Annotated in this window: 15 protein-coding genes; 4 read left to right on the plus strand and 11 right to left on the minus strand. The window is 58.5% G+C overall.

The features are described 5' to 3' along the window. Nucleotides 1-33 precede the first annotated feature (33 nt). The 9 genes from F1002_RS18670 to F1002_RS18710 all read right to left on the minus strand — a co-directional run bounded on the left by F1002_RS18670 (nucleotide 34) and on the right by F1002_RS18710 (nucleotide 13,082). Nucleotides 34-1,503 (minus strand): glutamate synthase subunit beta, encoded by a 1,470-nt coding sequence (locus F1002_RS18670; protein WP_150430562.1) that lies wholly within the window; start codon nucleotides 1,501-1,503, stop codon nucleotides 34-36. After that, complete coding sequence (locus tag F1002_RS18675; RefSeq protein ID WP_150430563.1) at nucleotides 1,503-6,140, minus strand: glutamate synthase-related protein; 4,638 nt, start codon at nucleotides 6,138-6,140, stop codon at nucleotides 1,503-1,505. The genes F1002_RS18670 and F1002_RS18675 overlap by 1 nt, the downstream gene beginning before the upstream one ends. Nucleotides 6,141-6,314: 174 nt before the next feature. Beyond that, nucleotides 6,315-7,412 carry a 3-dehydroquinate synthase gene (gene aroB, locus F1002_RS18680; RefSeq protein ID WP_150430623.1) on the minus strand — a complete coding sequence of 366 codons (1,098 nt, stop codon included), beginning with the start codon at nucleotides 7,410-7,412 and terminating at the stop codon, nucleotides 6,315-6,317. Further along, a complete protein-coding gene (locus F1002_RS18685) occupies nucleotides 7,412-7,939 on the minus strand; it encodes a shikimate kinase (RefSeq protein ID WP_150430564.1) in 528 nt (175 codons plus the stop codon). Before F1002_RS18685 ends, aroB begins: the two co-directional genes overlap by 1 nt. A gap of 77 nt (nucleotides 7,940-8,016) precedes the next feature. Further along, nucleotides 8,017-10,212 carry a type IV pilus secretin PilQ gene (gene pilQ / locus F1002_RS18690; RefSeq protein ID WP_150430565.1) on the minus strand — a complete coding sequence of 732 codons (2,196 nt, stop codon included), beginning with the start codon at nucleotides 10,210-10,212 and terminating at the stop codon, nucleotides 8,017-8,019. Next, entirely contained in the window at nucleotides 10,209-10,754 is a 546-nt protein-coding gene (locus F1002_RS18695; RefSeq protein WP_150430566.1) for a pilus assembly protein PilP, read from the minus strand. Before F1002_RS18695 ends, pilQ begins: the two co-directional genes overlap by 4 nt. Then, entirely contained in the window at nucleotides 10,751-11,434 is a 684-nt protein-coding gene (locus F1002_RS18700) for a type 4a pilus biogenesis protein PilO (protein ID WP_223879676.1), read from the minus strand. The genes F1002_RS18695 and F1002_RS18700 overlap by 4 nt, the downstream gene beginning before the upstream one ends. Continuing rightward, nucleotides 11,431-12,000 carry a PilN domain-containing protein gene (locus F1002_RS18705; protein WP_150430567.1) on the minus strand — a complete coding sequence of 190 codons (570 nt, stop codon included), beginning with the start codon at nucleotides 11,998-12,000 and terminating at the stop codon, nucleotides 11,431-11,433. The genes F1002_RS18700 and F1002_RS18705 overlap by 4 nt, the downstream gene beginning before the upstream one ends. Further along, entirely contained in the window at nucleotides 11,997-13,082 is a 1,086-nt protein-coding gene (locus tag F1002_RS18710) for a pilus assembly protein PilM (RefSeq protein ID WP_150430568.1), read from the minus strand. Before F1002_RS18710 ends, F1002_RS18705 begins: the two co-directional genes overlap by 4 nt. Before the next feature lie 240 nt (nucleotides 13,083-13,322). Here F1002_RS18710 and F1002_RS18715 point away from each other — a divergent pair, with 240 nt between their 5' ends. Beyond that, nucleotides 13,323-15,554, plus strand: coding sequence for a penicillin-binding protein 1A (locus F1002_RS18715; RefSeq protein WP_370452197.1), 2,232 nt, complete (start codon nucleotides 13,323-13,325; stop codon nucleotides 15,552-15,554). On the opposite strand, the gene cyaY is transcribed toward F1002_RS18715, so the two are convergent. Beyond that, nucleotides 15,555-15,872 carry an iron donor protein CyaY gene (gene cyaY, locus F1002_RS18720; protein ID WP_150430570.1) on the minus strand — a complete coding sequence of 106 codons (318 nt, stop codon included), beginning with the start codon at nucleotides 15,870-15,872 and terminating at the stop codon, nucleotides 15,555-15,557. Nucleotides 15,873-15,913: 41 nt separating this feature from the next. On the opposite strand from cyaY, the gene F1002_RS21070 reads away from it, so the two are divergent. From F1002_RS21070 to F1002_RS18730, 3 genes are read left to right on the plus strand one after another with little or no spacing between them, the layout of a single operon-like run. Further along, nucleotides 15,914-16,075 (plus strand): lipoprotein, encoded by a 162-nt coding sequence (locus F1002_RS21070; protein ID WP_191090469.1) that lies wholly within the window; start codon nucleotides 15,914-15,916, stop codon nucleotides 16,073-16,075. Beyond that, nucleotides 16,072-17,334 (plus strand): diaminopimelate decarboxylase, encoded by a 1,263-nt coding sequence (lysA, locus tag F1002_RS18725; protein ID WP_150430571.1) that lies wholly within the window; start codon nucleotides 16,072-16,074, stop codon nucleotides 17,332-17,334. The genes F1002_RS21070 and lysA overlap by 4 nt, the downstream gene beginning before the upstream one ends. Next, nucleotides 17,331-17,705 carry an RNA-binding S4 domain-containing protein gene (locus tag F1002_RS18730; protein WP_150430572.1) on the plus strand — a complete coding sequence of 125 codons (375 nt, stop codon included), beginning with the start codon at nucleotides 17,331-17,333 and terminating at the stop codon, nucleotides 17,703-17,705. The genes lysA and F1002_RS18730 overlap by 4 nt, the downstream gene beginning before the upstream one ends. Here the strand turns inward: F1002_RS18730 and F1002_RS18735 are convergent. Further along, nucleotides 17,702-18,589, minus strand: a complete 888-nt coding sequence (locus tag F1002_RS18735; RefSeq protein ID WP_223879677.1) for an AEC family transporter — start codon at nucleotides 18,587-18,589, stop codon at nucleotides 17,702-17,704. The two genes, F1002_RS18730 and F1002_RS18735, sit on opposite strands and share 4 nt — an antisense overlap. Nucleotides 18,590-18,601 lie beyond the last annotated feature (12 nt).

Consider the following 18,601-nt stretch of genomic DNA (forward strand, 5'->3'; position numbering starts at 1 on the left):
GCAGGGCCTCGGGGTGGCGCAACAGTCGGCTGTTTAGCGCGGCAGTGTCGTCGAACCCATCAGGAAGGCATCGACCTCACGAGCGGCCTGGCGACCTTCACGAATCGCCCAGACCACCAGCGACTGGCCGCGACGCACGTCACCGGCCGCATAGACGCCGTCGACATTGGTCTTGTAGCAGCCTTCACCATCGGTCGTTGCCTTGGCGTTGTTGCGTGCATCCTTCTCAACGCCGAAAGCTTCGAGCAGGCTACCCACCGGATTGGTGAAGCCCATGGCCAGGAAGGCGGCATCGCACGGCAGTTCGAATTCCGAACCGGCGACCTCGACCATCTTGCCACCCTGCCACTCGACACGAACCGCCTTGAGCGCCTTGACGTTGCCCTTGCCATCGTCGATGAAGGACTTGGTAGCCACCGCGAATTCGCGGACAGTTTCACCTTCCTTATGGGACGACGAGGTACGCATCTTGAGCGGCCAGTACGGCCAGACCAGCGGCTTGTCTTCCTGCTCCGGCGGAGCCGGCATCAGTTCGAACTGGGTCACCGATGCGGCGCCGTGGCGGTAGCTGGTGCCGACGCAGTCCGAACCGGTATCGCCGCCGCCGATGACGACGACGTGCTTGCCCTTGACGTTGATCGGGTTCTTGACGCCCTGCTGCACTTCCTTGTTCTGCGGAATCAGGAACTCGAGCGCAGCATAGACGCCCTTGAGTTCACGGCCCGGCACCGGCAGATCGCGCGGCACTTCCGAACCGGCAGCCAGGATCACGGCGTCGAAATCCTCCTTCAGCTGTTCGGCCGAGACAGTCTCGGTGGCATCGTTGTTGATGCCGGCCGGGATATTCTTGTCGCCGACGATGACCTTGGTCTTGAAGGTCACGCCTTCAGCCTGCATCTGCGACACGCGGCGGTCGATGACCGACTTGTTCAGCTTGAAGTCCGGGATGCCGAAGCCGAGCAGGCCGCCGATACGGCTGCTCTTCTCGAACACGGTCACGTCGTGACCGACGCGCGCCAACTGCTGGGCAGCGGCCATGCCGGCCGGCCCGGAGCCGACGACGGCAATCTTCTTGCCCGTCTTGACGGCGGCCGGCTGCGGCACGACCCAGCCCATTTCCCAGCCCTTGTCGATGATGAAATGCTCGATCGACTTGATGCCCACCGGCGCGGCGTTGATGCCGAGCGTACAGGCGGCTTCACAGGGCGCCGGGCAGATCCGGCCCGTGAAGTCCGGGAAATTGTTGGTCGAGTGCAGCACATCCAGCGCCTGCTTCCAGTTGCCGCGGAACACCAGGTCATTCCAGTCCGGAATGATGTTGTTCACCGGGCAGCCGGTGTTGCAGAACGGAATACCGCAGTCCATGCAGCGCGCGCCCTGGGTCTTGGCTTGCTCGTCAGACAGGGTCTGGACGAACTCCTTGTAATGCGTCAGGCGCTTTTCGACCGGTTCGTAGGCCTCTTCGAGGCGTTCGAACTCCATGAATCCAGTCGGCTTGCCCATTATGCGGCCTCCTTCTGTGCAGCAGCGGCCATCTCGGTGAGCGCCCGCTTGTATTCGTGCGGATAGACTTTGACGAACTTCTCGCGATAGGCATCCCAGTTGGCCAGGATGGCCTTGGCGGTCTTGCTGCCGGTGTATTCGGCGTGACGGGTCACCAGCTCCTTGAGCTGGGTCTCGTCAGCCTGACCCCGGTGCAGCGGTTCGCCTGCGGCGTGGCGATTGGCCGGCAGAACCTTCTCGAGGGCAACCTGAGCCAGGTTGCAGCGGCTCTTGAAGGAACCATCCTCATCCAGCACGTAGGCGATGCCGCCCGACATGCCGGCCGCGAAGTTGCGACCCGTCATGCCCAGCACGGCAACGGTGCCGCCGGTCATGTATTCGCAACCGTGGTCGCCCACACCCTCGACGACAGCCGTGCCACCGGAGTTGCGGACGCAGAAGCGTTCGCCACCGACACCGGCGAAGAAGGCCTCGCCCTCGGTCGCACCGTACATGACGGTGTTGCCGACGATGATGTTCTGCTGCGTGTCGCCGCGGAAATCGGCGTTCGGCTTGATGATGATGCGGCCACCCGACAGCCCCTTGCCGACGTAGTCGTTCCCTTCGCCCGTCAGGTCGAGGGTAACGCCACGCGCCAGGAAGGCACCGAAAGCCTGGCCGGCAGTGCCGGTCAGCTTGATGTGGATGGTGTCATCCGGCAGGCCGGCATTGCCATAACGCTTGGCCACTTCGCCCGACAGCATGGTGCCGCAGGTGCGGTTGACGTTGATGATGGTCGTTTCGATCTGGACCTTCTGGCCCTTTTCGAGCGCCGGCTTGGCCTGTTCGATCAGCTTGTGGTCCAGTGCCTTCTCGAGGCCATGGTCCTGGCCTTCGGTATGGCGGCGCGACACTTCGGCCGGCACGTTCGGCTGGTAGAAGACCTTTGTGAAATCCAGGCCCTTCGCCTTCCAGTGTTCGATACCGGCACGCATGTCGAGCAGGTCGGCACGACCGACCAGGTCGTCGAACTTGCGGATACCCAGCTGGGCCATGATTTCGCGAGCTTCTTCGGCAACGAAGAAGAAGAAATTCACGACGTGTTCCGGCTGGCCGGAGAAGCGCTGACGCAACACCGGATCCTGGGTGGCGACGCCAACCGGGCAGGTATTCAGGTGGCACTTGCGCATCATGATGCAGCCTTCGACCACCAGCGGCGCAGTCGCGAAGCCGAACTCGTCGGCACCGAGCAGCGCGCCGATGACGACGTCGCGACCGGTCTTCATCTGGCCGTCGACCTGAACGCGGATACGCGAACGCAGGCGGTTCAGCACCAGGGTCTGCTGGGTTTCGGACAGGCCGAGTTCCCACGGCGTACCGGCGTGCTTGATGGAGGACTGCGGCGAAGCGCCCGTACCACCGTCAAAACCGGCGATCACGACGTGATCGGCCTTGGCCTTGGCAACACCGGCAGCCACTGTACCGACACCGACTTCCGACACCAGCTTGACCGAGATCGAAGCCTTGGAGTTGGCGTTCTTCAGGTCATGGATGAGCTGCGCCAGATCCTCGATGGAGTAGATGTCGTGGTGCGGGGGCGGCGAGATCAGGCCGACACCCGGTACCGAGTGACGCAGGAAGCCGATGTACTCGGAAACCTTGTGACCCGGCAACTGGCCGCCTTCACCCGGCTTGGCACCTTGCGCCATCTTGATCTGGATCTGGTCGGCATTGACCAGGTATTCGGTGGTCACGCCGAAGCGGCCGGAAGCGACCTGCTTGATGGCGGAACGCAGCGAGTCGCCTTCCTTGAAGGTGTAGTCGCGTTCGATACGCGAGGCACCGACGATTTCGGACAGGGTCTGGCCCGCCTTCAGCGGCTGGAAGCGCTTGGCATCCTCGCCACCTTCACCGGTATTCGACTTGCCGCCGATACGGTTCATGGCGATGGCCAGCGTGGTGTGCGCTTCGGTCGAGATCGAGCCGAGCGACATGGCGCCGGTGGCAAAACGCTTGACGATTTCCTTGGCCGGTTCGACTTCGTCGAGCGGAATCGGCTCGCCTTGCGGCTTGAGTTCAAACAGGCCGCGCAGGGTCAGGTGACGCTTGGTCTGATCGTTGATCAGCTTGGCGTATTCCTTGTAGGTTTCGTACTTGCCGGAGCGGGTCGAATGCTGCAGTTTGGCGATGGAGTCCGGGGTCCAGACGTGTTCTTCGCCACGGGTGCGATAGGCGTATTCGCCGCCGGCATCGAGCATGTTGGCCAGCACCGGATCAGCCGAGAAGGCTTCGGTATGCAGACGGATGGCTTCCTCGGCCACCTCGAAGACACCGATACCCTCGATGTTCGACGGCGTGCCGGTGAAGTACTTCTCGACGAAGTCCTTCTGCAGGCCGATCGCTTCGAAAATCTGGGCGCCGGTGTAGGACATGTAGGTCGAGATGCCCATCTTGGACATGACCTTGCACAGGCCCTTGCCGATGGCCTTAATGAAGTTCTTGGTGAACTTTTCGGCCTTTTCGGCGTCGCCCTTGGCCAGGGATTCGATAGTTTCCAGCGCGAGGTACGGATGCACCGCTTCGGCACCGTAACCGCCCAGCAGCGCGAAATGATGCACTTCGCGAGCGGAACCGGTCTCGACGACCAGACCGGCGCTGGTGCGCAGGCCCTTCTTGACCAGGTGCTGGTGAATAGTCGACGTCGCCAGCAGCGCCGGAATGGCAACCTGCTCGGCGCTGACCTGGCGGTCGGAGACGATCAAGATGTTGGCGCCCGAACGTACGGCATCTTCCGCATCGGCAGCCAGCGAGGCCAGACGGGCTTCGATGCCGTCCTTGCCCCAGGCGACCGGATAGCAGATATCCAGTTCGAAGGAGCGGAACTTGTTCGACGTGTACTTCTCGATGTTGCGCAGCTTTTCCATGTCGGCGAAGGACAGGACCGGCTGCGACACTTCGAGGCGGATCGGCGGGTTGATGTCGTTGGTGTTCAGCAGGTTCGGCTTCGGACCGATGAAGGACACCAGCGACATGACCAGTTCTTCGCGGATCGGGTCGATCGGCGGATTGGTCACCTGGGCGAACAGCTGCTTGAAGTAGGCGTACAGGGTCTTGTTCTTGGCCGACAGCACCGGCAGTGCCGAGTCGGTACCCATCGAACCGGTCGCTTCTTCGCCGTTCTGGACCATCGGCTCGAGAATGACCTTGACGTCTTCCTGGGTGTAGCCGAAAGCCTGCTGGCGATCGAGCAGCGAGGCGGACGACGCGGCGCACTTTTCATCGGCGGCCGGCACTTCGTCGAGCTTGATGCGAATCTTCTCGATCCACTCGCGGTAGGGCTTGGCGTTGGCCAGGGAGTTCTTCAGTTCTTGGTCATCGATGATGCGGCCCTGTTCCATGTCGATCAGGAACATCTTGCCCGGCTGCAGACGCCACTTCTTGACAATCTTCTTGTCCGGAATCGGCAGCACGCCGGATTCCGAAGCCATGACCACGAGGTCATCGTCGGTCACCAGATAGCGGGCCGGACGCAGGCCGTTACGGTCCAGCGTGGCGCCGATCTGGCGGCCGTCGGTGAAGGCCACAGCGGCGGGGCCGTCCCACGGCTCCATCATGGCGGCATGGTATTCATAGAAGGCGCGACGGTTCTCGTCCATCGTCGTGTGCTTTTCCCAAGCTTCCGGAATCATCAGCATGACGGCCTGGGCCAGCGAATAACCGCCACCCATGACGAGCAGTTCGAGCGCATTGTCGAAGGATGCGGAGTCCGACTGACCCGGATAATGCAGCGGCCAGACCTTCTTCAGATCGTCACCGAGGATGGGCGAGGAAATCGCCTGTTCGCGGGCCTTGAACCAGTTGACGTTGCCGCGCACGGTGTTGATTTCACCGTTGTGGGCAATGTAGCGGAACGGGTGGGCCAGATCCCAGGTCGGGAAGGTGTTGGTCGAGAAACGCTGGTGAACCAAGGCCAGGGCAGTAACCGTGCGCTTGTCCTGCAGGTCGAGGTAATACACGCCAACCTGGTCAGCCAGCAGCAGACCCTTGTAGTTCACGGTACGGGCCGAGAAGGACGGCACGTAGAATTCCTGGCCGTGCTTCAGCTTCAACGACTTGATGGCGTTGGCAGCACGGCGGCGGATGATGTACAGCTTGCGCTCAAGCGCGTCGGTGACGAAGACGTCCGGACCACGGCCGACGAAGATCTGGCGGATCACCGGCTCCTTGGCCTTGACTGTCGGCGACATCGGCATGTCGGCATTGACCGGCACATCGCGCCACCCGAGGATGATCTGGCCTTCGGCCAGCACGGAACGCTCGATTTCCTCGACGCAGGCGTGGCGCGAAGCGGCCTCCTGCGGCAGGAAAACCATGCCGACACCGTACTCGCCGTTCGGCGGCAGTTCGACGCCCTGCTTGGCCATTTCCTCGCGATAGAACTGATCCGGAATCTGGATCAGGATACCGGCACCGTCACCCTGCAGCGGGTCAGCGCCAACGGCGCCGCGGTGGTCGATATTTTTGAGGATCAACAAACCCTGCTCGACGATATTGTGGCTCTTCTGGCCTTTGACATGAGCAACAAAGCCCACGCCGCAAGCGTCGTGCTCGTTGGCGGGGTCGTACAAACCCTGCCGATCAGGTACTGCCGGTTCCATCACACGCATTCCTTCAAAGTACTTGGCCCTCCTGCATCAGGGCCAATGATGAAAAAAGCCGAACGTCATATTCGACGCTTCGGCCTGTACGAAAATTTGAGGCAACCATTAAATATACTGGCAAACCCCTGTCGAATCAAGATGCTGCAATGCACCAAACTCGCCCACCGAACGTCAACCGGTCCCCGTATCGGTGCATCGTGCGGTGATTGCCGCAGCAATCTGCTCCGGGGTTGCGACATCGGAGACTACGGCCTTTCCAATTCCCTGCAACAGCACCAGACGCAACTTTCCATCCTGAACCTTCTTGTCATGGCTCATCAACGCGACATAGCGCTCGACGCCAAGAGCAGGCCCATGGACCGGCAATCCGGCACGAACAAAAATACGCTCAATCCGGGTCACCGTTGCCGCTTCAATCCAACCCAAAGCACGCGACAACTCTGCAGCAATGAGCGTGCCCGCAGATACCGCCTCGCCGTGAAGCCACTCGCCGTAACCCATGCCTGTTTCGATGGCATGACCAAAGGTATGGCCCAGGTTGAGCAAGGCACGCTCTCCGCTCTCCCGTTCATCGGCAGCAACAACCTCTGCCTTGTTGGCACAGGATCGGCGCACCGCATAAACCAGCGCCGCCTGGTCGCGCGCCAGAAGCTTTTCCAGATTGACCTCCAGCCAATCAAAAAACTCAGGATCGCGAATCAGACCGTATTTGATGACCTCTGCCAGTCCCGCCTTGAGCTCCCGGTCCGGAAGCGTGTCGAGCGTGGAAATATCCGCCAGCACCAACTTGGGTTGATAGAAAGCGCCGATCATGTTCTTGCCCATCGGATGGTTGATCGCGGTCTTTCCACCCACCGACGAATCGACCTGCGAGAGCAAGGTCGTCGGCACTTGAATAAACGGCATCCCGCGTTGATAACATGCCGCTGCAAAGCCGCCCATATCGCCGATGACACCGCCGCCCAGGGCGATCAATACCGTGTTTCGCTCGCAACGCTCCGTTAGCAAGGCATCGAAGATCAGGTTCAGCGTCTCCCATGTCTTGTACCTCTCGCCATCGGGCAGGATGACCGAATGCGCCGAAATGCCACCACGCGCCAGGTTTTCGCACAAACGACTCAAATAGAGCGGTGCCACCGTTTCGTTGGAGACCACCATCACCTTTTTCTGCTTGATGAAAGGAGGGAGCAATCCCTCTTGATCCAGAAGACCCGGACCGATATGAATGGGATAGGAGCGCTCCTCAAGCGCGACCTCAAGGGTCTCAATCAAGCTTTGCATAAGCGGTTGAATTCTCTCAATAGATGCTGGACGATTCCCGCCGCCACCAGATGGGAGCCATCGACAACGATATGCGCAGCCTCCCGGTACAGCGGATCGCGCACTGCATGCAACTCTTCCAGGCGAGCCAGCGGATCTTCGACATGGAGCAACGGACGGTTACGATCGTGGCGCGTCCTCTCAAACAACAACCGGGGCGGAACGTTCAGATAGACGACCCAGCCCGTCTCGTTCAGACGACGACGATTCTCGGGATTGATGACCACACCACCTCCCGTTGCCAAGACTAGACCGCTTCCGGCGGTGAGTTCATGCAGTGTTTGTGCTTCGCGGCGACGGAATCCGTCCTCGCCTTCAATTTCAAAAATCGTCGGAATCGGAACCCCGGTTCGCTCCACGATTTCGTGATCGGAATCCATGAAAGGACGACTCAAACGCTTGGCAAGCATGCGCCCGACTGTCGTTTTACCAGCCCCCATCAGGCCTACCAGATAAATGTTTCGGTTTTGTTCCACGGAAGAATTTTAGCCGAGTCTTGAATGGACACAAAAAAGGCCGGCAAAGGCCGGCCTTCACGTGTCTAACGAACCAATTACTCTAGTTGAATCTTGTCCGAAATCACTCGCGGGGTGATGAACACCAAAAGCTCGCGGCGCTCGCCTTTATCAGTCTTGACCTTGAACAACCAGCCGAGGAAGGGAATATCACCCAGCAAAGGAACCTTTTCTACCGTATTCTCGGTCTTGGTCATGAAGACACCACCGATAACCACGGTACCACCATTGTCGACCAATACATTGGTTTCCACGACTGAACTCTTGATTGGCGGATTGAGATAGCCATTGGCACTCACAGCCTTCGTCCAGTCCGGCTCCTCCTTCTTGACGATCAAAGCCATCCGAACCGACCCCTCCGGCGTAATTTGCGGAACCACCTCAAGAGACAGTTTTGCTGGCTTGAAATTGACCGTAGTCGTCGTCGTCCCGCCAGAACTCGTCGACGTGATGTACGGAACCTCTGTGCCATCTTCAATCTTGGCCTTGACATTGTTAGCGGTAATTACCCGGGGGCTCGAAATAATCTTGCCAATACCGTCAGACTCGAGGGCGGCCAATTCCAGATTTAGAAATTTCGTCAGACTGGAGTTGAACAAAGACAACGCCAAAGTCCCCCCAGATGAAGCAAATGCTGGCAAATTCACCCCGATTGTTTGCGGAGTACTCTGAGTGGCAGGGGTAAACGTGGAGGTAGTCGTACCATCTTTGGTTGAGCTACTAAATGTTGATGGCGTAACCTTGCCTCCCAAGACATTCCACCCACTCCCACCCAAGACGTTGCTCTTCTGGCTCAGGAAATTAAGCTTAGCCCCGAGATTACGGTTGAAGCTATCACTTGCCTCAACGACACGCGCCTCAATCAAAACCTGTCGTGCTCCAATATCAATAGCGGAAATAAAGGCGCGTATTTCCTCTAATTTACTGGGAATGTCATTTACGAACAGAAGATTGGATTGAGGGTCCGCGACGGCACTCCCTCGTTTACTCAAAATTCGCTGAACATTGACTGTCGTACCAGGGGGTAGCGGAGTGACCACAGCACCAATTGGTGGCAACCCAGCCAGCAATCGGGCAACATCCGCTGATTTTTGATAATTCAACTGGAACTGCTCCAGCTTCAATGGCTCCAACTCATTAATTTGCTGCTTCGACTCGAATTCCAGTTTTTCACGGGTAGCGATCTCATCACGCGGAGCAATCATGATGATGTTGCCCTTCTTGCGCATATCCAGCCCTTTTTGCTGGAAGATGATATCAATCACCTGATCAGCCGGAACATCTTTAAGCACGAGGGTAGTCGTTCCCGTTACCGTTTCACTGATAACCGCATTCAACCCCAACTCCTCTGCCATCAGACGTAGTAGCGCGCGGACGTCCCCATTCTGATAATTGATGCTGACGCGCGGCCCTTGGTAGCCAATTTTGGCCCCCTGAACCAGTTTATTGGGATCTTCGATAATTCGCTTGACCTCAACAATGAACTGATTATCGCTTTGATAGGCATTGTGTTCCCATAGGCCCTTAGGGGTGATTGTCATCCGTACGTTATCACCGTTGGCACGCGTTTCTATGGAGGTTACTGGGGTGGCAAAGTCTGTGACATCGAGTTTTCTGCGCAGCCGGTCGGGAACTGTTGTCTTGACGAAGTCGACGACCAGAGCAGAGCCCTGCTGCCTAATGTCGATTCCAGTACCAGAATCGCTCAGGTCAACGATAATTCGCCCCTCCCCGTCTTTTCCCCTACGGAAGAGAACATCGCTCACCGAGTGCTTGGTGCCGACCAGACTTTCCTCTGCAAAACGCGTGGAACGCGTCGATGCATTTTCGATTACACGCTCAATCGGAGAGAGAGTGACGTAGAGCGACTTTCCTTCCAGACGAGTCTTGTAGTTCAGACTCTTGGTCAGGTTAAGAACGACACGCGTCCGGTCGCCAACCTGAACCACATTCATGCTGCGCAGATCGCCTTGGTTGAATACCTGACTATTCTTTCCCAATGCATTGGCAGTCGACTGAAAATCCAAGGCAATTTTGGCGGGAGTTGCGACACTGAACCCTGGAGGAGCAGCCAAAAGAGGCTCCTTCATATCAATTCGCAGAGATATCTGGTTTCCTTGCTGCGCAACGTTAACGGCCTCAATCGCATTGGAGACTGGGGACTCGGCACGAACTACAGGCGACAAAGCAAGACACACCACAAAGGCAGCCATTGCGCGACTAATGAATTTCATTTCTTGCTCCCCTCCTTGCTCTGCAGGTAGAGGGAACTTTTGCGCTCACTCCAATCACCTGCAGAATCCTGAATCAATTCCCGCACTTGCACTTCAGTGTCCGAAACCTGAGTCACCATGCCAAAATCAAGCCCCATATAGTCCCCAACCTTAACCTGCTTGACCTTGTCTTCGACCTGTATGACGGCCATCGGACGCTTGTTGACGTTCATGTAACCAATCATCTTGAGCGACTCTAGCGGATACTTTTCCAACATGCTGTTACGAATTTCTCGCGCCTCGTAATCAGGCTGGAATGCCCCCCCCTTGCCTGCCAACTGTTTGTACCTGGACTCAGGTTCAATCTTGTTTGGTTTGAAAGGATCAAGGACACCATCCATTCCATAGGGAACGGGTTGGTAAGGCTTCACCTCGGGTAATTTGGGAACATTACCGCGCATATCCTTAGTGTTTTCGACCATCCATTGCTTCAAGTTCTCATGGTCGCCACCGGCACACGCCGTCAACACTCCGCAAATCGCAATGAGCGTCACGCGTTTCATTTCTTCGCTCCCTGCTCAGCCTTCTTCTGCTGCTCAGCCTTCTTTTGGCGGGAAACCTCTTCCTCGTCGAGATAGCGGAAGGTTTTGGTGGTCGCATCCAAAGTCAGTAACCCACCCTCTTTTACCGGAGCGATAGAGATATTGTTAAGCGTCACGATTCTTGGCAGTTTGGCGATATCAGCCGCAAACGCACCAAAATCATGGTAACTGCCATTAATTTTGACCGTAACTGGAAGCTCGGCGTAGAAATCCTTGATTTGCTCCTGACCCGGCTTGAAAAGTTCAAATTGCAATCCGCGACCAAGGCCAGCCTGATTGATTTCGATCAGAAGCGCTTCGATTTCCGACTTGTCCGGCAACTGCTTCAACAGTGCACCAAAGGATCGATCAATCTCGGCCAGTTGCTGAACATACAAATCCAGATTGATAGCTTGGCGCTTCTTATCTACATATTGCTGCTTTAAGGTTTCTTCTTCTCGCTGTTTGGATTCGAGGTCGACAAACTGGTCACTCCAAACAAACCACCAACCTGCAGCAACAATGGCAACCAATAATCCGAACAAGATAGTTATCTTCGGAATCAGCGGCCATGCCCCAGGGTCATTCGGGTTCAAGAAGCGGAAGTCGTCTGCTATTGACTGTAAATCAACTGCTGGCAAGGAGATGGATTTGATATTCACTTTTTCCCCTTTCCATCATCGGCACCAACCCGGGTCAGGACAAATGTCATCCCGAACTCGTACATCCGGCGCCCCCCAGACACTACCGCCTTGCTCTCGATCAATTGCGGCTGCTCCATCCATGGAGATGCATCCAAGTTTCTCATCAGAGCGGAAATCCGCGCATTCGATTGTGCGTACCCGACCACAACAACCTTTAACCCATCCTGTTTGATAGATTTCAGATAACAACCTTCCGGCACCTGTTTAACGAGCTCACTCAGCAGATAGACCGTTTCACCGCGGTCTCGCTGCAGATTCTCGATTACCTGCTTGCGGGCCAGCAAGGCCTGTGTCTGTTCCTTTAGACGCTTGATCTGATCAAGCTGTTTATCGAGTACCGCAATCTCGCCTTTGAGGAAGGTATTAGCCCCCTCCTGACTGCTGATCGCGTTGCCAATCAGGGTGTATCCGGCAAATACGATCAAGGCCCCCAGCACAGAAATCAGCCCTGCCAGCACATAGAACTGCTCGCGCCGCGCCTTCTTCGCTTCTTCGCGATGCGGTAAGAGGTTAATTCGTATCATGATGGATCGAACCTCCGCAGCGCCAGGCCGCAAGCCACCATCAGGGAAGAAGCATCTGCCAGGAGGCTTTTTGCCCGCACCCGATCAGACAGCACCATATTGGCGAAGGGATTGGCAATCAAGGTATTGACCTGGGTGCGCGTGGCAACGACCTCATCGATGCCGGGGATGACGGCGCAGCCGCCGGCAAGCACGATATGGTCGACCTGGTTGTACTGCGTCGACGTGAAGAAAAACTGAAGCGCCCGGGAAACTTCGAGCGCCAGGTTTTCCATGAACGGGTTCAACAACTCGACCTCGTAGCCTTCGGGCAGATTGCCTGCGCGCTTGGCAGATTCGGCATCTTCGATACTCATCCCGTAGTGACGAGAGATATCCTGAGTCAGCTGCCCGCCCCCGAATGCCTGCTCACGTGCGTAGACCTGCTGTCCGTTGCGCAAGACCGTCAGATTCATGACATTTGCCCCGGCATCGATCAAGGCAACGACCTGATTCTTCCCTGATTCCGGCAACTGGCGCTCAATCAGTTCGAAGGCCGCCAGCGCCGCAAAGGACTCGACATCGACAACCATTGCCTTCAGCCCGGCCGCATCGGCGACCGCGACACGGTCCTCGACACGCTCCTTCTTGGAGGCAGCGATCAGAACCTCCAACTCATCGGGCACGGCAGGCGCAGGACCGAGCACCTGATAATCGAGGTTGACCTCATCGATGGCGAACGGAATGTACTGATTGGCCTCCGTTTCGACCTGAACCTCCAGTTCATCGTCACGCAACCCGGCCGGCACGATGATCTTTTTCGTAATGACCGCAGAACCCGGCAAAGCCATGGCGACGTTGCGTGTCGACGTTCCCATGCGCTTCCAGGCACGCTTGACGCAATCGACCACACCATCCGGGTTGGCGATATTGCCATCGGAGACCGCGTCCTTGGGCAACACCTCGATGGTGTAGCGCTCAACGCGATAGCCGTCTTTCCCATTGGCGGTCAGCTCGACCATCTTGACAGCCGAGGAACTGATGTCCAGGCCGAAAAGGGAGCGCGCCTTAGGATTTAACAACGCTGAGATATCGAAGCCCACCAGACCCCCAAAAAGTCCTTACGGATTACGAAGTTACAAAAATAACCAATAATTCACTTCAGATGCTAGCAACAACCTATAGGTGTGTAAAGCATTTTCACGGCTGGAATATGGCCCGGCGTATAATCGGCGCAACTTCATCTCTCCCGCCTGAAAACAGTGCCCACTCTGCCCCCCACACTGCGTCTGATTCTTTATCCCGTCATATTTTTGGTCGGCCTGGCGGCAATGGGTGTGGCAATGGTTCTGATCATTCTTGTCCTGACCTACCCGAATTTGCCATCACTCGAAGTATTGACAGATTACCGCCCCAAAATCCCCCTTCGTGTTTATACCGCAGACGGATTCCTGATTGGAGAATATGGCGAGGAACGCCGCGCAGTGGTCGCATTCCAGGACGTTCCCCCGGTATTGAAGCACGCGATTCTCTCGGCCGAGGATGATCGCTTTTACCAACATGGCGGCATCGACTACACCGGCATCCTGCGTGCGGCAGGTGCCAACTTGCTGGGAGGGGGGAAACGCCAGGGTGCATCCACCATCACGCAGCAGGTAGCGAGAAATTTCTTCCTGACCGGAGAAAAGACCTATACCCGCAAGCTCTACGAAGCGCTGCTGTCGTTCAAGATCGAGAGCAACCTGAGCAAGGACCAGATTTTCGAGCTCTATATCAATCAAATATTCCTGGGACAGCGCGCCTACGGTTTCGCGGCGGCTGCCCAGATCTATTTTGGCAAGCCGCTCAAGGACATCTCGATTGCCGAGGCCGCCATGCTGGCCGGTCTGCCGAAGGCGCCGTCCGCCTACAATCCGGTGGTCAACCCCAACCGCGCGAAACTGCGCCAGCAATACGTGCTGCGCCGAATGCACGAGCTGGGTTATATCACCGATACCCAACAGGCGGCGGCTCTGAAGGAACCGCTGATCGTCAAGCGAGAGTTGGCCGGCTACGCCGTGCATGCCGAATACGTGGCCGAAATGGCCCGCCAAATAACTGCCGAACGCTTCCCGGAGGACGTCTACTCCCGCGGCATGAAGGTTTACACCACGATCATCAAGGCCGAACAGGAAGCCGCCTACAACAGCCTGCGCAAGGGCGTCATGGATTACGACCGGCGACATGGCTATCGCGGTGCCGAATCCTACCTGGAGATGAAGGACATCAAGTCCGACCAGGACGAAGCCATTGACGAAGCCCTCCAGGATATCGCCGATACCGGCGATCTGATCCCGGCGCTGGTCCTGGCTGCCGATGCCAAACAGATACGCGCCTACCGCAAAGGCGGGGAAATCGTGACCTTGACCGGCGACGCCACCAAGTTCGCCGCCAAGATGCTCGACGACAAGGCGCCGCCCAACAAGCGCCTGAAGCGCGGTGCCATCATCCGCCTGCAAAAGGACGACAAGGGTAGCTGGCAGATCACCCAGTTGCCCGAAGTCGAATCCGCCTTTGTTGCCATTTCGCCGCAGGACGGCGCCATACGCGCACTGGTCGGCGGCTTCGACTTCAATCGCAACAAGTTCAACCATGTCACCCAGGCCTGGCGCCAACCGGGGTCCAGCTTCAAGCCTTTCATCTACTCTGCTTCGCTGGAGAAAGGCTTTGCTCCGGGCAGCGTGATCGCCGATGAACCGATCACCATTCCGGCCAGCCAGACAGGATCGCAGGCATGGGAACCGCATAACTATGACGGCAAGTACGAAGGCCCGATGAAAATGCGGACGGCGCTCGCCAAATCCAAGAACATGGTCTCGATCCGCATCCTGCAAGCAATCGGCACGAACTACGCGCAGGACTACGCTACCCGCTTCGGCTTCGATGCCGCCCGGCACCCGCCCTACCTGACCATGGCGCTCGGAGCAGGCTCAGTCACGCCGTGGCAGATGGTGACCGGCTATTCGGTCTTTGCCAACGGCGGCTACAAGGTCAATCCCTTCGTCGTTCGCGAGATTCGCGACGAGCGCGACCAAGTTGTGGCTCACTCGACCGAGATCGAGGCCGGCGATGAAAGCATTCGCGCCATCGATCCACGTAATGCCTTCATGATGGACACCATGCTGCGCGATGTAGCCATCTACGGCACGGCAGCCAAGGCTTCCGTAGCCCTCAAGCGGCAGGATCTCGCCGGCAAGACCGGCACCACCAACGAATATGTCGATGCCTGGTTCTGCGGCTACCAGATGACGGTTGCAGGTTGCGCCTGGATCGGCTTCGACCAGCCGCGCAAGCTGGGCGACCGTGAAACCGGCGGCGTCGCTGCGCTACCCATCTGGATCGGCTATATGAACCGCGCCCTGAAAGATGTTCCCATGCAAACGCTGCCGGTCCCCGAAGGGCTCATCGCGTACGGCGAAGGGCGCGAGCGCACCTACATCTATGCCGAAAACGCCAAGGAGCGTGCAGCGGAAGAAGAATCGCAGGATGCCGTGCCGCTGCCCAAGCCGGACCTCAGTTCGCCGCCCAGCGACTGATCAGCGCAGATCGACCGACTCGCCGGCCTGCTGGCTGGCGAGTCCGGACAGCTTCTCAAGCAACTCGGCGTTATCCCGCGTGTCGCGCCACGCGGAGCCATCCCAGCGAAAATGAAAGCCTCCGGCGCGCGCAGCGACCCAGATTTCCTTATTTACGCCGTGGCGATTGACGATGATTTTGCTGTCGTCGGCAAACTCGATCTCCAGCACACCGCCCGCCCCCAGTTCAAAATCCAGGTCGGCACCGCTGGCTTCGAGAGCCGCTTCGATCCTCGCCAACGTCGCGTCGGCCAGGCGGTTGAAATCCTTGTCATCCATCGTGTGCTACCATCCCACCCTTTGCTGACAGCGCCCCCAACATGTCCAGAATCGCTGCCCTGCTGATCATTCTCGGCCTTGCCGCCTGCGGCATGAAAGGCCAGCTCGAAAGGCCGTCCGGCCCGGCGCCGGAACCGCTGCTGGGCAGCGGAAAGACGCCTGCCAAGGATGTTAGCACGACCACTCGCCCGAGCGCCCAATGACCCAATTTGCCCTGAAGAACGGTGTCCTGCACGCCGAATCCATCGCCCTGCCCGCCCTCGCCGATCAGTTCGGTACGCCAGCCTATGTTTACTCCCGCGCCGCGCTGACCGAGTCGCTGCGCGAATTCCAGGATGTTCTCGGCAGCCATCCGGCCGGTAATGGTGCGCTGGTCTGCTATGCCGTCAAGGCCAACTCGAGCCTCGCCGTACTCAACGTATTCGCTCGCATGGGGGCCGGCTTCGACATCGTTTCCGGCGGCGAACTGCAGCGGGTGCTGGCCGCTGGCGCCGACCCGAAGAAGGTCGTCTTCTCCGGCGTCGGCAAGACTGCTGCCGAAATGAAGCTGGCCCTCGATACCGGCATCTTCTGCTTCAACATCGAATCGATCCCCGAACTGGAGCGCTTGAACGAAGTAGCAGGCCAAGCTGGCCAAAAGGCCTCGATCAGCCTGCGCGTCAATCCGAACGTGGACCCCAAGACGCATCCCTACATCTCGACCGGTCTCAAGGAAGCCAAGTTCGGCGTCGCCTACGATGACGCCCTGCCGCTTTACCGTCGTGCTGCCGCTCTGCCGAATATCCAGGTGGCCGGCATCGATTGCCATATCGGCTCCCAACTGCTCGACCCTTCGCCCTTCGTCGAAGCCCTCGACCGCATCCTGGTCCTTGTCGACCAACTGGCCAGCGAAGGGATTCACATTCATCACCTCGACCTCGGTGGCGGCCTCGGCATCAAGTACAAGGCCGACCAGGTTCAGCCGACCGTCGCCTCCTACCTGACGCCGCTGCTCGACAAGCTGCAAGGCCGCGGCCTGCAGGTGGTCCTCGAGCCGGGCCGCCGACTGGTCGGCAATGCGGGCTTGCTGCTGACAAAGATCGAGTACCTGAAGGAAGGCGAAGGCAAGAATTTTGCCATCATCGACGCTGCCATGAACGACCTGATGCGTCCAGCCCTCTACGAAGCCTGGCACGACATCAACCCGGTAACGCCGCGTAGCGGCACGCCGCGCGACTACGACGTGGTCGGTCCGGTCTGCGAAACCGGCGACTTCCTCGGCCAGGCCCGTCCGCTCTGCGTGCAGCCGGGCGACCTGCTGGCCGTCATGTCCGCCGGCGCCTACGGCATGGCCATGGCCTCGAACTACAACACCCGGCCGCGCGCCGTCGAAATCATGATCGATGGCGAGCAGGTTCATGTCATTCGCCAACGCGAAACCGTCGAGCAGCTCTACGCCGGAGAGGTCGTCCTGCCGCAATGAGCGGCGTCCGCATCGACAAGTGGCTGTGGGCTGCGCGCTTCTTCAAGACGCGCAGCCTGGCTACCGATGCGGTCGGCGGTGGCAAGATCAAGTTGAATGGAGCGCCGACCAAGGCGTCGCGTGACGTCAAGATCGGCGACCGACTGGATATCTTCAACGGCGAGACCCGCTGGGAAGTAACCATCCAGGCACTTTCCGAAAAACGCGGCCCGGCCAGCGAAGCCCGCCTGCTTTACGAAGAAACCCCGGACAGCATCGCAGCCCGCGAGGCCGAGCAGATGCGGCGCAAATTCGAAACCGAACCGGCTGCCGACATCCACGGCCGACCCACCAAGCGCAACCGTCGGCAGATGGACCGCTTCGGCCGCTAAAGGACGAGCGCCAGAGCCAGCGGCAGGAAAACCAGAGCGGCCAGGTTACCGATCAGCACGATCGAGGCCACTCGCTGCGGCTCCTGCTTGTAACGCTCGGCAAACAGGAAGTTGAGCACGGCCGGGGGCAGGGCTCCGAACACCAGCAACATTGCCGCATCACGCCCCTGCAGGCCGAGCACAGCGATTGCCCCGTAGGCAACGGCCATGCCGGCCAGCGGACGCAATACGGCGCTGCCGACCGCCACCTTCCATTCGCTGAACGAAACATCGGTCATTCGCACCCCCAGCGAGAACAGCAGCAAGGGGACCGACACGTCGCCAAGCATCTTGATGGCGATGACCGCCGGTTGCCAGATGGGAATCTTGACCAAGGCCACGGTCAGGCCGGCGATGGCGGCAAAGACTACCGGAATGCGCCACAAGGTCAGCAGGCGCGTGGTCGGATCGAGCAGGCGCGCGCCAAAGGAGAAGTGCAATGTGTTCTCGACCATGAACAGGATAACCGCCGCCGGCAGAGCCTCTTCGCCCCAGGCCAGCACGGCCAGTGGCAGACCGATGTTGCCGGAGTTGTTGAACATCATCGGCGGCGCCAGCGTCTTGGGTTGGACGCCGATCAGCCGGGCAAGCCCCCAGGCCAGCAAGCCGCAAACGGCCAGCACGATGAAGCCACCGAGCGCAAGTGGTGCATAGGCGCCAAGATCAATGGATTTGCCGGCCATTGCCGCAAAAACCAGGGCCGGAACGAAAACGTCCATGTTCAGCCGGTTGGCGACGGCCATTTCCGGTTTGTGCTTGCGACCGTAGAAATACCCCGCGGCAATGATGCCGAAAATCGGGAACAGGATCGCCAGCAGGCGGAAGCTCAGGCTTTGTTCGTCCACGAGTTTCTTTCA

This window comes from Dechloromonas sp. CZR5, from assembly GCF_008711155.1.
Classification (GTDB): Bacteria; Pseudomonadota; Gammaproteobacteria; order Burkholderiales; family Rhodocyclaceae; genus Azonexus.